Source organism: Comamonas resistens, assembly GCF_030064165.1.
GTDB classification, from domain to species: Bacteria; Pseudomonadota; Gammaproteobacteria; order Burkholderiales; family Burkholderiaceae_C; genus Comamonas; species Comamonas resistens.
Genome location: NZ_CP125947.1, coordinates 5,169,928 through 5,185,602, shown reverse-complemented (window position 1 = coordinate 5,185,602; position 15,675 = coordinate 5,169,928). Strand labels below are relative to the sequence as shown.

The 15,675-nt window shown below is 62.2% G+C and carries 12 protein-coding genes; 7 read left to right on the top strand and 5 right to left on the bottom strand.

Features of this window, described 5'->3' with window-relative positions; all coding sequences use genetic code 11:
• Positions 1-6: 6 nt before the first annotated feature.
• Complete coding sequence (locus QMY55_RS24235; protein WP_283486630.1) at positions 7-636, top strand: response regulator transcription factor; 630 nt, start codon at positions 7-9, stop codon at positions 634-636.
• Between the two features lie 153 nt (positions 637-789).
• On the opposite strand, the gene QMY55_RS24230 is transcribed toward QMY55_RS24235, so the two are convergent.
• Positions 790-1,449: an OmpA family protein gene (locus QMY55_RS24230; RefSeq protein ID WP_283486629.1), complete on the bottom strand. Its 660-nt coding sequence runs from the start codon at positions 1,447-1,449 to the stop codon at positions 790-792.
• A 205-nt stretch (positions 1,450-1,654) separates the two neighbouring features.
• Positions 1,655-1,804, bottom strand: coding sequence for a hypothetical protein (locus tag QMY55_RS24225; protein ID WP_283486628.1), 150 nt, complete (start codon positions 1,802-1,804; stop codon positions 1,655-1,657).
• Between QMY55_RS24225 and mltA the strand changes: the two genes are divergently transcribed.
• Positions 1,803-2,981: a murein transglycosylase A gene (gene mltA / locus QMY55_RS24220; RefSeq protein ID WP_283486627.1), complete on the top strand. Its 1,179-nt coding sequence runs from the start codon at positions 1,803-1,805 to the stop codon at positions 2,979-2,981. The genes QMY55_RS24225 and mltA overlap by 2 nt on opposite strands.
• Before the next feature lie 145 nt (positions 2,982-3,126).
• Here mltA and QMY55_RS24215 read toward each other — a convergent pair whose 3' ends face one another.
• Together QMY55_RS24215 and QMY55_RS24210 are read right to left on the bottom strand one after the other, a co-directional pair.
• Positions 3,127-3,609, bottom strand: a complete 483-nt coding sequence (locus QMY55_RS24215; RefSeq protein WP_283486626.1) for a DUF4124 domain-containing protein — start codon at positions 3,607-3,609, stop codon at positions 3,127-3,129.
• A gap of 21 nt (positions 3,610-3,630) precedes the next feature.
• Positions 3,631-4,137: an Lrp/AsnC family transcriptional regulator gene (locus QMY55_RS24210; RefSeq protein ID WP_283486625.1), complete on the bottom strand. Its 507-nt coding sequence runs from the start codon at positions 4,135-4,137 to the stop codon at positions 3,631-3,633.
• A 198-nt stretch (positions 4,138-4,335) separates the two neighbouring features.
• Here QMY55_RS24210 and QMY55_RS24205 point away from each other — a divergent pair, with 198 nt between their 5' ends.
• The 5 genes from QMY55_RS24205 to QMY55_RS24185 all read left to right on the top strand — a co-directional run bounded on the left by QMY55_RS24205 (position 4,336) and on the right by QMY55_RS24185 (position 14,344).
• Positions 4,336-7,968: an indolepyruvate ferredoxin oxidoreductase family protein gene (locus tag QMY55_RS24205; protein ID WP_283486624.1), complete on the top strand. Its 3,633-nt coding sequence runs from the start codon at positions 4,336-4,338 to the stop codon at positions 7,966-7,968.
• A gap of 359 nt (positions 7,969-8,327) precedes the next feature.
• Positions 8,328-8,660: a preprotein translocase subunit YajC gene (gene yajC / locus QMY55_RS24200; protein WP_283486623.1), complete on the top strand. Its 333-nt coding sequence runs from the start codon at positions 8,328-8,330 to the stop codon at positions 8,658-8,660.
• Positions 8,661-9,015: 355 nt separating this feature from the next.
• Positions 9,016-10,914 carry a protein translocase subunit SecD gene (secD, locus tag QMY55_RS24195; RefSeq protein WP_283486622.1) on the top strand — a complete coding sequence of 633 codons (1,899 nt, stop codon included), beginning with the start codon at positions 9,016-9,018 and terminating at the stop codon, positions 10,912-10,914.
• 11 nt (positions 10,915-10,925) lie between these two features.
• On the top strand, positions 10,926-11,882 hold the full coding sequence (secF, locus tag QMY55_RS24190) for a protein translocase subunit SecF (protein WP_283486621.1): 957 nt from the start codon (positions 10,926-10,928) through the stop codon (positions 11,880-11,882).
• Positions 11,883-11,938: 56 nt separating this feature from the next.
• On the top strand, positions 11,939-14,344 hold the full coding sequence (locus QMY55_RS24185) for a DUF1631 domain-containing protein (RefSeq protein WP_283486620.1): 2,406 nt from the start codon (positions 11,939-11,941) through the stop codon (positions 14,342-14,344).
• A gap of 123 nt (positions 14,345-14,467) precedes the next feature.
• Here QMY55_RS24185 and dprA read toward each other — a convergent pair whose 3' ends face one another.
• Positions 14,468-15,655: a DNA-processing protein DprA gene (gene dprA / locus QMY55_RS24180; RefSeq protein WP_283486619.1), complete on the bottom strand. Its 1,188-nt coding sequence runs from the start codon at positions 15,653-15,655 to the stop codon at positions 14,468-14,470.
• Positions 15,656-15,675 lie beyond the last annotated feature (20 nt).

Below are 15,675 nucleotides of genomic sequence, written 5' to 3'. Positions count from 1 at the left end.
GTTTTCATGGAACCTGTAATCGACGCTACCGTCTACATCGTGGACGACGATGCCGATGTCCGAGAGGCTTTGGCATGGCTGCTGCGCTCGCGCAGACTGCTGAGTGAGTGCTATCGCAGTGCCGAAGACTTTGAGGTCGAGGTGCTCAGGCGGCCGCCCGTGGTGCGCCGCCCCAGCTGCCTGTTGCTGGACATGCGCATGACCGGCATGAGTGGTCTGTCGCTCTTCAATCGCATGCTGGAGCGCGGCGAGATCGAGGCCATGCCCGTCATCTTTCTGACCGGACATGCAGATATCCCCACGGCGGTGGATACCGTCAAGCGGGGCGCTTTCGATTTTTGCGAGAAACCGTTTTCCGACAATGCACTGGTGGACCGTATCGAGCAGGCGCTGCTCAAATCGGCCGAGCATCTGGCGTCCGACCGTGCGCGTGAAGCCGTGCGCGGTCGCCTGGAGGAGCTGACGGACCGTGAAAAAGATGTGATGCGTCTGGTGGTCGAGGGTGTTCCCAACAAGCTGATTGCCGATCAGCTCGACATCAGCGTGCGCACGGTGGAAGTGCATCGCGCCCGCGTGTTTGACAAGATGCAGGTCAAGTCGGCGGTTGAGCTGGCGAACTTGTTGAGAACCCCCTGAGGCGCTGCGCGCCTTCCCCCTGAAAGGGGAACGACGCCATTGCTGCGGGGCGGCCCTTGCTCGGCGTCTCTCGTTTGGGGCATGCCTTTGTCAGGGCCGTAGGCACAAAAAAAGCCCCGCGAATGCGGGGCTGGTTTTTTCAGGGGGACCTGATTACTGCTGGGCGCGCTCGCCCACGAAGATTTCCACACGGCGGTTGCGGGCGCGGCCTTCGTTGGTGTCATTGGAGGCCACGGGCTGACGCGAACCCATGCCCTGCACCTGGACGCGGGCACCGTTGACGCCGCGCGATGTCAGATAGTTGCGCGTGGCTTCGGCGCGACGCAGCGACAAGGGGTCGTTGATGGCGTCGGAGCCGGTGCTGTCGGTGTGGCCGATGATGCGGACTTCCGCGTTGGGGTTGTTGCGCAGGCCGTCGGCGAAGCGATCCAGGATGGGGGCGAAGTTGGACTGGATATCCGCCTTGCCGGTAGCGAAGGAGATGTCGCTGGGGATGTCCAGCTTCAGCTGGTTGTCGGAAGTCTGGGTCACGCCCACACCCGTACCCCGGGTTGCGGCTTCCATTTCAGCCTTCTGCTTTTCCAGGTTCTTGGACCAGATGTAGGAGCCCAGGGCACCTACGCCGGCACCGATCAGTGCACCGGAGCCAGCGTGACCGCCGGCGATGGCACCGATGGCTGCGCCACCCAGAGCGCCAACGCCCGCGCCGGTGGCAGTGCGTCGCGTGGTGTCCGACATGCCGCCGGTGTTGGCACAGCCGGTGATGAACAATGCAGAGGCCAGAGCGGCCGTCACAGCCATTTGCTTGCGCATAGAAAACTCCTTAGTTGATTGACCCGATGATGGGACCGGACACACCAGCTTTGATGTCAAAGCTGCAAGGCAGTGAGCGTACTGCGCCCGGGGGACCTAAAAGCGTAGGACGCACGCGTAGAGCCTATTGCGGATGCAAAAATTTGTCACTACAGCCAATCGCGACCCCCTTTGTAGGGGAGGGGCGATCGGCCTGGTGACAAGATCAGCAAGGTGGCTCGTTGTCCTCATTCCGGGGTTGGGCCTTGGTGCCGGAGGGTATCTCACCCTTTTGACGGCCCGAGAACATGGTCCACCACACAATAGCGACCAGAATTGCCAACGCCAGCAATGCTTCAAGCAAAATCAGACCCATGAATGTCCATCTCCTGCGCCGTATCTCGCTGGCGCTGATTGTCGGAACCCTGGTGGCCTGCACCACCACCAAGCAGCACAATGATCCCTCGTCCGTGGCCGAGCTCAAGCCGCATGGCGGCTCCGGCGCCTCTGCCCAGAAGCCACCGTTCACCGCCAATGTACCCACAAAGAGCCGTTGGGTTCCAGTGGACTGGGGGGATTTACCCGGTGTCGCGACAGATTCATTAAACGAGGCCTGGAATGCCTGGATCAAGAACTGCGAGCGCCCCAGCACCGTGTTTGCCACGCTCTGCGGTGATGTGCGCCGCCTGAGCATCGCCACCGAGGACGAGCAGCGCAGCTGGATGATGGCCCAGCTTCAGCCTTATCGCATCGAGGCCACGACGGGCAGCCCCGACGGCATGCTGACCTCGTACTACGAGCCCATGTACGAAGCGCGTCGTGTGCAGGGTGACGGCTTCAATGTGCCGATTTATCAGACGCCCATGGGCTTCGGCAAGCGCAAGCCCTGGTTCACGCGCCAGCAGATCGACACCAATGCCGAGGCGCAGGCCGCACTGTCGGGGCGTGTGATCGCCTGGCTGCGCGACCCGGTGGACATGCTGGTGCTGCATATCCAGGGGTCGGGCCGGCTGCAGCTGACCGAAGCCAATGGCTCGCAGCGCATGATCCGCGTGGCCTATGCGGGCACGAATGACCAGCCCTACAAGAGCGTGGGGCGCTGGCTGCTCGATCAGGGCCTGGTGCGCGATGCCACCTGGCCCGGCATCAGTGCCTGGATTGCGGCCAATCCCTCGCGTGTGAATGAAATGCTGTGGAGCAACCCGCGCTATGTGTTCTTCCGCGAAGAGGAACTCAATGAGTTCGATGCCCAGTTCGGCCCCAAGGGCGCGCAGGGCGTGGCGCTGACGCCGGGCCGCTCGATTGCAGTGGACCGCAACAGCATTCCCTATGGCACGCCGGTCTGGCTGTCCACGCCCGGGCCCACGGTGGCCCTGAACCGGCTGGTGTTTGCGCAGGATACGGGCAGCGCCATCCTGGGCGCCGTGCGTGCCGACTACTTCATGGGCTGGGGCGCCGAGGCCGGCGATCTGGCCGGCCGCATCAAGCAGCCGCTCAAGCTCTGGGCCTTCTGGCCCAAGAGCCTAGCGGGTTCGGCGCCGCATCTGCGCTAAGCGTTTATCGAAAACAGGAGCTGCCAGCGCTTGTCAGGCTTTGGGTTTCAGTGGATAACCATCTGAAATCAATGCTGGATAAGCGCTGGCAGCTCTCTTTGTTTCAATCATTGGACGAAACAGGCCTATTTCGTCAACGACTCGCCTACTGGCTCTTCAAGCTCTTCTCGTAGCCACGCAGCCAGGTCTGGAGGCAGGCCTCCATGCAAGCCTGATCCGTCTGGCGGCCGGGCAGCTCCTTTTTGCAGGCCTGGTACACGGCTTGGGGATGGCTGAGCTTGCGCTCAAGAACAGCGACGCCAGCGTCGTTGCAGGCTTGGCGGTCGCTGGAGCCTGCCATGCTGATATCGGCTTTGCCGGGGGCGGGGGCTGCGGTCTTGGCAGCCGGTTGGGGCGATGTGGATGGCGGTGCAGCAGCGGTGCCGGGGGCCTGGCGGATCTGGGTTTGCGCATCGCCGTGCGCACAGGGGGCTTGCTGGAATGCGACCTGCCCGTTGGGTTGCTTGCATTGGTAGATGCTTGCCGCTTGTGCGCTGTGCAGCATGGAAGCACTGGCCAGGCTCATCAGAAATAATAGCTTGTAGCTCTTGGTAGATATAGGTGTTAGACGTTTTTGATTCGATTTCATGCTCTCCCTCTCTTCTGGATGCTATGGCTGCTTGTGGCTAGCGGCAGTCTTGTTGGTCGGCACAGCCGGTAAGGGTAGCGAGCTGCTGGATTTGACTTCCCCCAGCGAAAACGTGGTGTGCACGTCCTTCACATGAGGCAGGCGCAGCAGCACATTGCGGATGAAGCCGGAAAAGCTCTCCAGATCGCGGGCAACGACCTGCAGCTCAAAAGTGCCTGCTCCGCTGATGTAGTGGCAGGAAGTGACCTCGGGGAGCAGGCGGATGGATTCCTCCATGCCCTGTGTGATATCTGCCGTGTTTTGCGCGGCATCCACACGCACAAAGGCCAGTACGCCCAGGCCTAGCTTGTGGCGGTCCAGCGTGGCGTGGTAGCCGGTGATGTAGCCGGCTTCCTCCAGTGCACGCACGCGCCGCCAGCAGGGTGCGGCAGACAGACCGACCCGCTGGGCCAGCTCGGCATTCGTGAGGCGTGCATTGTCTTGCAGCTCATTCAGGATTGCCCAGTCAAATCTATCAATTTGATTCATATTTTGAAATGTAAAGCAAGATTCTTTCAAAAACTAGGTAAACCCCGGCAATAAAAAGAAAGCTCTATTCAAGGCGTTTTCCTTAAACTTTGGGCAAACAGCTTGCGTTCGGTGCCTATGGCGCAGGAACGTCCAAAGCAATATGCTGCTCTGGTAGCCAACAGCTGCCACGGGTGGTCACCCACATGGAGACAAGCCATGAATGCCCCTTTGCCCGATGAAGTCCGTCGTGCCCTGGAGTCTGTGACTCTGGACGACAAATATTCGCTGGACCGCGGCCGCGCCTTTATGAGTGGCGTGCAGGCCCTGGTCCGGCTGCCCATGCTGCAGCGCCTGCGCGATGCCCAGGCCGGCCTCAATACCGCGGGTTTCATCAGCGGCTATCGCGGCTCGCCGCTGGGCACTTACGACCAGTCGCTCTGGGCAGCCAAGAAGTACATGGAGGCGAACAATATCGTCTTCCAGTCCGGCGTGAACGAGGAGCTGGGCGCCACGGCCGTCTGGGGCACCCAGCAGCTGGATCTGTATCCCGATACCCAAAAGTTCGATGGCGTCTTCGGCATCTGGTACGGCAAGGGGCCGGGCGTGGACCGCTGCTCCGACGTGTTCAAACACGCCAATATGGCCGGCACGGCCAAGCATGGCGGCGTGATTGCGATTGCCGGTGACGACCACATCAGCAAGTCCTCCACTGCCGCGCATCAGAGCGACCATATCTTCAAGGCATGCGGCACGCCGGTGTTCTTTCCCAGCAATGTGCAGGACATCCTGGACATGGGCCTGCATGCCTTTGCCATGAGCCGTTTCTCGGGCCTGTGGTCGGGCATGAAGACCATCCAGGAAGTGGTGGAGTCCTCATCCTCCGTCGAGGTGGACCCGGACCGCGTCAACATCATCATTCCCGAGGACTTCGTCATGCCGCCCGGCGGCCTGCATATCCGCTGGCCCGATCCGCCGCTGGAGCAGGAAGCGCGGCTGATGAACTACAAGTGGTATGCGGCCCTGGCCTATGTGCGCGCCAACAAGCTCAACCACAATGTGATCGCCACACCGAATGACCGCTTCGGCATCATCGCCAGCGGCAAGGCCTATAACGACACGCGCCAGGCGTTGGCCGACCTGGGCCTTGATGACGACACCTGCCGCCAGCTGGGCATCCGCCTCCACAAGGTCAATGTGGTCTGGCCTCTGGAAGCCACGATCACGCGCGACTTTGCTCGTGGCTTGCAGGAGATCCTGGTCGTTGAGGAAAAGCGCCAGGTCATCGAATACCAGATCAAGGAAGAACTCTACAACTGGCGCGATGACGTGCGCCCCAATGTGGTGGGCAAGTTCAGCGACGAGCATGGCGGCGAATGGTCGCTGCCCAACCCCAGCACGGACTGGCTGCTGCGCCCCACGGCCGACCTGACGCCGGCCATCATCGCGCGTGCCATTGCCGCGCGGCTGCACAAGCTGGGCGTGCCCGAACATATCGAGACGCGCATGCACGAACGCATCGCCGTGCTGGATGCGCGCGAGGCGGCGATGAAGGCGGCCAAGGAAGTCGCCACAGGCGACCGCACGCCCTGGTTCTGCAGCGGCTGCCCGCACAACACCAGCACCCGCGTGCCTGAAGGCAGCCGCGCCGTGGCCGGCATCGGCTGCCACTACATGACGACCTGGATGCCCGACCGCAACACCAGCACCTTCACGCAGATGGGCGGTGAGGGCGTGACCTGGGCGGGTCAGGCGCCGTTCACCCGGGAGCAGCATGTCTTCGCCAATCTGGGTGACGGCACCTACTTCCACAGCGGTTTGCTGGCCATCCGCCAGAGCATCGCCGCCGGCACGAACATCACCTACAAGGTGCTGTACAACGATGCCGTGGCCATGACCGGCGGCCAGCGCGTGGGAGAGCGGCCCGAAGGCCACTCGGTGGCCCAGATTGCGCACAGCCTGCGCGCCGAAGGCGTGGTCAAGCTGGTGGTGGTGACGGACGAACCCGGCAAATACCATGGACGCACGCATCAGCTCGATGCCAATCCGGCGCGTGCCAAGCACCATGAGCTGATCAATGACCTGCCTCCGGGCATCGAGGTCTTCCACCGCGACGAGCTGGACCGTATCCAGCGCGAATTCCGTGAGATCAAGGGCTGCACGGCCATCATCTACGACCAGACCTGCGCCACCGAAAAGCGCCGCCGCCGCAAACGCGGCACCATGAGCACGCCTGACAAGACCGTCATCATCAACGAGCTGGTCTGCGAGGGCTGCGGTGACTGCTCGGTCAAGTCCAACTGCCTTTCGGTTGAGCCAGTAGAGACCGAATTCGGCCGCAAGCGTCGCATCAATCAGAACAGCTGCAACAAGGATTACTCCTGCGTCAACGGCTTTTGCCCCAGCTTCGTCACCGTCGAGGGCGGGCAGCTCAAAAAGCCCAAGAGAGAGAAAAAAGGCAGCCTGGACGCCATGCCCAACATTCCGGACCCGGTGATTCCGGTGGCCGAGCAGGCCTGGGGCATTGTGGTGGCCGGCGTGGGCGGCACGGGCGTGATCACCATTGGCTCGCTGCTGGGCATGGCCGCGCACCTGGAAGGCAAGGGCGTGATCACCCAGGATGCCGCAGGTCTGGCGCAAAAAGGCGGCTCCACCTGGAGCCATATCCAGATTGCCAACCGCGTGGATGCCATCTACACGACCAAGGTGGACATGGCCAAGGCTGATCTGGTGATCGGCTGCGATCCCATCGTCGCGGCCACGCCGACCACCATGTCGGTCATGCAGCCGGGGCGCACCTTTATCGCGCTCAATACCCACGCCTCGCCCACAGCCGCTTTTGTGGGCAACCCCGACTGGCAGTCGCCAGATTCCCGCTGCGTGCAGGCGCTGACCGACGCGGTGGGTGCCGAGGGCGTTGGCAGCTTCGATGCCGAAAAAGCCTCGACAGCGCTGCTGGGTGACAGCATTTACGCCAACCCCATGATGCTGGGCTACGCCTGGCAAAAAGGCCGCGTGCCGCTGACCCGTGCCTCGCTGATGCGCGCCATGGAACTCAACGGCGTGCAGATCGAGAACAACCAGGCCGCTTTCGAGTGGGGTCGCCGCTGCGCCCATGACCTGAATGCGGTGCGCGCGCTGTTCCAGGCCTCGCAGGTCATCCAGTTTGTCAAAAAGCCGTCGCTGGACGAGATGCTGGGCAAGCGGGTGGAATTCCTCACTGGTTACCAGAACGCCGCCTACGCCAAGCAGTACCAGGACTTCGTGGCCCGGGTGCGGGCCCAGGAGGAAAGCCTGGGTCAGGGCACGCGTCTGTCGCAGGCCGTGGCGCGCTATCTGTTCAAGCTCATGGCGTACAAGGATGAGTACGAAGTCGCGCGCCTGCACACCGATGCGGTCTTCACCCAGAAGATCGGCGAGATGTTCGAGGGCGACTTCAAGATCGTTCACCATCTGGCGCCGCCCACCACGGCCAAGAAGGATGACAAGGGGCAGCTGCAGAAGAAAGCCTATGGCCCCTGGATGCACAAGGCCATGGGCGTGCTGGCGGGCATGAAGGGCTTGCGCGGCACGGCGCTGGATCCGTTCGGCCGTACCGAGGAGCGCAAGACGGAGCGCGCGCTGATTGCCGAATACCGCCAGTGCATCGAAACCCTGCTCAAGGGCTTGACGGCTGACAAGCTGGCACTGGCCGTGGAGATTGCTTCCATCCCCGAGGAGATCCGCGGCTACGGCCATGTGAAGGAGCGCAACCTGGCGGCGGCCCGCACCAAGTGGCAGGGGCTGATGCAGCGCTGGAGCGCGCCTGCGATGCCCGCGACCATTGCCGGGCAGAAACTGGCAGTGAACTAATTGCGGCCAAGGCCGTCAGACAAAGGCCGGGGTTCGCCCCGGCCTTTGTATTGGTCACGGCGCTGTGGGTATTGGAGTCTCTGCTTTTGATAGCTGATAGCGCTCATCACCATTGGTATTCACAATTAAAACATCGAAAAATCAAACCATATCAAGCGGTGACAGCTATGAATTTTGAATTTGTCGCTGTTGATGAGCGGCGCGCAAGAAGGACTCCCTGCCGGCATCAGGGAAAGCGCGCGCGCAGTGACTGCCCTCGCCAGGGTCGGGAACGATTCAGCCGAATACAATGTTCCGTTAATTTGCGAGGCCGGTAACAACGGTTCCGTACCGCTATTGTTGTGATTGGAGTTTGATCCGTGTTTATTTCTTCCGCTTTCGCCCAGACTGCCCCCGCTGCCGCCGCTGAAGGCGGCTTCATGGGTTCGCTCACCGGCATGCTGCCTCTGGTGCTGATGTTCGTGGTGCTGTATTTCGTGATGATTCGTCCCCAGATGAAGCGTCAGAAGGAACATCGCGCCATGATCGAAGCTCTGGCCAAGGGCGACGAGGTGGCGACTGCCGGCGGCATCATCGGCACCGTGACCCGCATGGCCGAGCAGTTCATCTTCATCGAAGTGGCCTCTGGCGTGGAAGTCCAGATTCAGCGCTCTGCCGTGGTGCAGGTGCTGCCCAAGGGCACGGCTAAGTAAGAGCGTGCTCACAATCTCCTCGCGCCGCGACAGCGGCTTTGCGGGATGGAATGCCAGGCGCAACACCGCAGCAATAGCCGTGCTATTGCGAGGATTTGCAACGCCGCAGACCGCCCGCAAAGACGCTGTCCCGCAGGGTTGGAGCGAAATCGGGCGATTTCTGTGCGCTGTCTCTTGCTTGCACTCCGGTGCAAGCGGCGAGCCATCGCTTCGAACTCATTCCGATTGCGCTTCAACGCGGCGGCGTAGAGATCGTGAATACGCTCTTAGCCTGTCTGTCGTTTGAGTAGGGGTGCGGCGCCTGATCCGGGCGTGCGTACCCTTTGTGCGTTGCTGTAATACAAAGAGCGCGATCATGAACCGATACCCGGTCTGGAAGTACGCGATCATCGTGATCGCGCTGCTGGTGGGGGTGCTCTACACCCTGCCCAATTTCTTCGGTGAAGCACCTGCTGTGCAGGTGTCTTCGGCCAAATCCACTGTGAAGGTGGACAATGCCGTGCTGCAAAAAGTGGAATCCGCGCTGAGCGCTGCCAGCCTCAAGCCGGACTCGCTGTCGCTGGAGGGCACTTCGGTGCGTGCCCGCTTCAATACGCCTGACGATCAGCTCAAGGCCAAGGACATCATCCAGAAGTCGCTGATCAGCGATCCCAGCGACCCGGCCTATATCGTGGCGCTGAATCTGGTCTCTCGCTCGCCCGACTGGCTCACTTCCATCGGTGCCAAGCCCATGTATCTGGGTCTGGACCTGCGTGGCGGCGTGCACTTCATGCTGCAGGTGGACATGGCTGCGGCCCTGACCAAGAAGGCCGAAAGCTACGCCAGCGATCTGCGCACCACCATGCGCGACAAGAACATTCGCCACGGCGGCATCAGCCGCGATGGCAACAACATCACCATTCGCGTGCGTGACGAAGCGACGCAGACGGCTGCGCGCAATCTGATCGCCGATCAGTTCCCCGACCTGACCAGCACTTCCGAGCCTGATGGCACGGGCTTCAAGATGGTCGCTGCGATCAAGCCCGAGGCGCTGCGCAAGGTGCAGGAGCAGGCGCTCAAGCAGAACATCGTGACGCTGCACAACCGTATCAACGAACTCGGCGTGGCCGAGCCCGTGATCCAGCAGCAGGGTCTGGACCGCATCGTCGTGCAACTGCCCGGCGTGCAGGACACGGCCAAGGCCAAGGATATTCTGGGCCGTACCGCCACACTGGAAGTGCGTATGGTGGATGAGTCCGCCGAAGCTCGCTCGGCGGAGCTGGGCACAGGCCCCGTGCCTTTTGGCTCCGAAAAATACCTGGATCGCAACGGCCAGGCCGTCATCGTGCAAAAGCAGGTGACTCTGACCGGCGAGAACCTGACCGATGCCCAGCCCGGCTTTGACAGCCAGACCCAGGAGCCCACCGTCAACCTGACGCTGGACGCCAAGGGCGCGCGCATCTTCAAGGACGTGACGCGCGAGAACGTGGGCAAGCGCATGGCCATCATCCTGTTCGAAAAGGGCAAGGGCGAGGTGGTGACGGCGCCTGTGATCCGCGGTGAGATCGGCGGCGGCCGCGTGCAGATATCCGGACGCATGACCACGGCGGAAGCCAACGACACCTCGCTGCTGCTGCGCGCCGGCTCGCTGGCCGCGCCCATGGAGATCATCGAGGAATACACCATCGGCCCAAGCCTGGGCGCCGACAACATCGACCGCGGTATCCACTCCGTGGTCTGGGGCATGGTGGCTGTTGCTGCCTTCATGTGTGTCTATTACATGCTGTTCGGCGTGATCTCCACGATCTCTCTGGGCATCAACGTGTTGCTGCTGCTGGCCATCCTGTCCATGCTGCAGGCCACGCTGACCCTGCCCGGCATTGCCGCCATGGCCCTGGCCCTGGGCGTGGCCATTGACTCCAACGTGCTGATCAACGAGCGCATTCGCGAAGAGCTGCGCGCCGGTGCCTCGCCCCAGGCGGCCATCCACGCCGGTTATGAGAACGCCTGGCACACGATTCTGGACTCGAACGTGACCACGCTGATTGTGGGTCTGGCGCTGCTGGCCTTTGGTTCTGGGGTGGTGCGCGGCTTTGCCGTGGTGCACTGCATCGGCATTCTGACCAGCATGTTCTCGGCGGTATTCTTCTCACGTGGTCTGGTCAATCTCTGGTACGGTGGTCGCAAGAAGCTCAAGAGCCTCGCCATTGGTCAGGTCTGGAAGCCAGAAGGCGGTGAACACCGCTCCGTGGCCAGCCGCGGCAGCAACAACTAAGGAGGAAGAGCATGGAATTCTTCCGTATCAAAAAAGACATCCCGTTCATGAAGTACGCGTTGTTTCTCAACGCGGTTTCCTTCATCACTTTTGCGCTGGCCGTCTTCTTCCTGTTCTCGCGCGGCCTGCATCTGTCCGTGGAATTCACGGGCGGCACGGTCATGGAAGTGGCCTACACCCAGCCCGCCGATATCGGCAAGGTGCGTGAGAGCATCTCCAAGCTCGGCTATGCCGATGTGATCGTGCAGAACTTTGGCACATCCAAGGATGTGATGATCCGTCTGCCCGTACAGAAAGGTGTGACCACAGCTCAGCAAAGTGAGCAGGTGCTTTCTGCTCTCAAGGCTGAGGATGCGGAGGTTACATTGCGCCGTACCGAGTTCGTGGGCCCTCAGGTGGGCGACGAACTCATGCACAATGGCCTCATGGCCCTGGGCATGGTGGTGCTGGGCATCGTGATCTATCTGGCCTTCCGCTTCGAGTGGAAGTTCGGCGTCGCGGCCATCATCGCCAACTTGCACGACGTGGTCATCATTCTGGGCTTCTTCGCCTTCTTCCAGTGGGAGTTCTCGCTCTCGGTGCTGGCCGGCGTGCTGGCCGTGCTCGGCTACTCGGTCAACGAATCGGTCGTGATCTTTGACCGTATCCGCGAAGCCTTCCGCAAGTTCCGCAAGCTCGACACGCACGAGGTGATCGACCACGCCATCACCTCGACCATGAGCCGAACCATCATCACCCACGCTTCTACCGAAGCCATGGTGCTGTCCATGTTCTTCTTTGGCGGCCCCAGCCTGCACTACTTCGCACTGGCGCTGACGATCGGCATCTTGTTCGGTATCTACTCCTCGGTGTTCGTGGCTGCGGCCATTGCCATGTGGCTGGGCGTCAAGCGTGAAGATCTGGTCAAGGGACCTGCCAAGTCTTCGTCGCAAGATCCCAACGACCCGAACGCCGGAGCCGTGGTCTGATCCATGTCGTGGTGCGACAGCGGCTCTGAGGTCGATTGCCGCTTTACACTAATGGAATGACCCCCACGCAGTCTTCCTCCTACGCGCCTGCGGCCCAGCAACAACTGGGCTGGCAGGCGCGTTTGCGTTGGGCTCATGGCATCTGCCAGGGCTTGCCCGCTGTGGCCGGCCAGCTCGAAACCTTCCTCGGCAACCAAAGTTCTGCAGTGACCGTTCAGGGCGAGATGCAGGAGTGGCGCGAAGCCTGGGTCGGCTTCCAGCTGCACCGCGCCGCCTGGCTACAGGCCTGTGTCCAGGCGCTGCAGCAAGCGGCCCGCAAGCCGCCCTTGGGCGAGGCGCGCAGCTCTGCCGCTGCGCCGCTGACCTTCGAGCTTCTGGGCGACGATGTGGTGGAGAACAAGATTCTGGCTTCCCGCATGGCGCTGGCCATGGGTGAGACCGTGCAGCCCGGCTTTGAATCCATGCGCTTGCGTATCCAGGCCCTCGAAGCTCAGGAGCTGCCCCCAAAAGACCTGTTCCGGGCGGAAACCATCTGCCTGCATCTGGTTGAGCAATGGCTGGCCTCGGAGATGCAGCGCAGCCATCTGCTGCGTGTGCTGGAGCCTTTGCAAAACGCGCTGTCGTCCCTGATGACGGCGGAGTACGACATCTTGCACAAGTTGCTGGACGCCAAGGGTGTCAGCAAGGCTCAGGATGTTCCGCTGCGTGTGCGTCGCACCGAGGGCTCGGCAGGTTCGGCGGCCATGCAGCTGGAGCCGGGGGCGGCGCAGAGTGGGTATGGCGGCTATGGCAGCCATGGGCTTGCCAGTGGATACAGCGGCTATCACGCTCAAGCTGGCATGACGACTGGCGCTCAACCACCCATGGCGCCTGCGGGTGCAGGGATGGGAGCCCAATCTGCTGCACATATTGGCGTTGGCATGCTGGCGCGTGCACGGCATCGTGCACTGGACGCCATGAACCAGCTGCGCCAGTTGCTGAGCCAACCCGCCATTGGCTTGCCAGGCTTGATACCAGGCGTTGCGGCGGGGCCCATGCCGCCCGCTTCCGCCGCGCTGGCTCAGGCGCTGCAAGAGCAGCATCTGGCCGCAACCCAGCTGCAGACCCCATATCCGCTGGCGGCCGGCACGCCCATGGCGCTGCCCGTGATGGATTACAGCCCGGCGGCGCTGGATCAGCTGGCCAATTTGCTGCGCGAGCGCTCGGCCGACTGGAAGCAGAAGGCCGAAACCAAGGGCGAAAAAGCCACCATTGAAGTGGTGGCGCTGATGTTTCAGAGCATTCTGTCGGAGGACCGTTTACCTCCGTCGATCCGCGTCTGGTTTGCACGGCTGCAGGTGCCGGTGCTGCGGGTGGCACTGGCCGAGCCGCAGTTCTTCAGCGATCTCAACCACCCCGCACGCAAGCTGATAGACCGCATGGGCTCCTGCGTCATGGGCTTCGATGCCAGCAGCATCAACGGCAACGCGCTGGAGGTGGAAATCCGCCGCGTGGTTCAGGTGATCGAGCAATATCCCGAGACGGGGCAGAAGGTTTTCGCCCTGGTGCTGCGCGAGTTCGAGGACTTCCTCACCAAGCACCTGGCCCAGAACCAGTCCGCAGCCAAGATCACCAGCGTGGCTCAGCAGGTCGAGCAAAAGGAAACGCTGGCCATTCAGTACACCATCGAACTGCGCAATATGCTGGCCGACATGCCGGTGTGCGAAGAGGTACGGGACTTTCTGTTCAAGTCCTGGGCCGATGTGCTGGCCATGGCCACGGTGCGCTATGGCGCCAAGAATGCACAGGCCATGCGCTTCAAGCAGGCGGCCAGCGAACTGGTCTGGTCGGCCAGTGCCAAGCCCTCGCGCCAGGAGCGCGCCCGCGTCATCCAGGGTCTGCCTGCGCTGCTGCAGACCTTGCGTCAGGGCCTGGAGCTGGTCAGTGTAACCGGCGATGAGCAATCGGCTCGGATCAAGAAGCTGACGGACACCTTGGCCGAGGCCTTTGTCTCCAAGACCGCCGCCATCGCACCGGCCCGCATCGAAGGCATGGCCAAGCGCCTGTCAGAACTTGAAAACTACATCAGCGACGACGGTACGCTGGACGATATGCCGCTGTCTGCCGAAAGCATAGAGATGATGCTGGGCGTGGATACGGCGGGCCTGAATGTGGTGCCCAATACCGATGCCACGGCAGAGCCCGCCATGCAGGAATGGGCGCAGGCGCTGGAGGTGGGGCGCTGGTTCACGCTGGACCATAACGGCGTGCGTACCCAGGTGCAGTACGTCTGGCGCAGCCGCCGCAAGCAGTTGCACCTGTTTGCTTCGCTTGATGGCCACTGCCACCTGCTGCAGCTGCAGCGCATGGCTGTCTATCTGCAGTCGGGCCTGCTGGCCGTGCACGACGAGGAGGCGCTGACGGTGCGCGCCACACGCGATGCGCTGCAGAAGATTCAGGCAAACCCAGAGCGCTTGAGCTGACTCCCCCTGAGGCGCTTTGCGCCTTCCCCCTCTCTGCTTTGTGGAGGAGGACGACGCCATCGCCGCGAGGCGACTCTTGCTCGGCGTCTCTGCCCTTTTAGGCAGCGCTCGTTTTTGGTGTTGTCAGCCGCGTGTGATGCGCTGATAAATGCCGCCGGGAAGGCGGGCCACCTGGCCGTCCAGCTCCAGTTCCATCAGCTGTGCTTGCAGATGGGCGGCATCCCATCCGGTGCGTTCGGTCAAGCTATCCAATGTCAATGGGTCATGACCGAGTGCCTGCAGCAGAGGATGTTCTGCTTCTGTATTCATAGCTGCTTGCACTTGATGGGTAGGTGCTTCAGGCCGATTGATGTCTTGAAGCTCTTCCAGTACATCGGCTGCAGTTTCCACCAGCTTTGCGCCCTGGCGCAGCAGCGCATGGCAGCCCTTGGCCTGGGGGGCATGGATGGAGCCGGGGATGGCAAAGACCTCGCGGCCTTGCTCGCTGGCCAGGCGTGCGGTGATGAGCGAGCCTGATTTCAGCGCAGCCTCCACCACCAGAGTGCCCTGGGACAGGCCCGAGATGATGCGGTTGCGCTGCGGAAAATGCCCGGGCCGTGGCTCGCTGCCCAGCGGATATTCGCTGACGATCAGACCGTGCTGGGTGATCTGTGCCGCCAATGCCTGGTGGGCACGCGGGTAGACCTGATCCAGGCCGGTGCCGACCACGGCAATGGTTAGTGCCGCAAGTGAGGGCGAGCCTTTGCGCACAGCCTTGAGCGCGCCTTCATGCGCAGCGGCGTCAATGCCCAGAGCAAGACCTGAGACTATGCACAGCCCTTGCTCGGCCAGAGCCTGTGCCATTTCGCGCGCGTTGACCAGGCCTTGCGCCGAAGGGTTGCGGCTGCCCACCATGGCCAAGGATTGCGGATAGGGAAACCAGGGCTGACCGGACTGCTGCAGTGCGAGCGGCCCCTGTACAAACAGCAGTAAAGGGGGGTCTTCGGTCTGCAGCAGGGCTTGTGGATATTGCGCATGGCCCAGCGGCACCATGGCGTGAAAGCAGCCCGCAGCAGACTCATTCAGCCAGCGCTGCAGACGTTCCAGGTGAGTCGGCCACTGCTCGGGCCACCTGGCCAGCGTCTGAGACTGGGCTTCGGTGACACATTCGCGCCAGATGGTGGGCGGCAACTGCCAGATCTGTTCTGCGCTGCCTGCTTTGGCCAGCAGGCGCCTTGCCGCACTGCGCCCTAGCCCTGGCGTGAGCAGCAGGCGCAGCCAAGCGGAGGCATCTGCATCATGGTGAAAGTCCTGCGCAGAAGAGGTCACCATGATGCAATTCCTGGGGGACG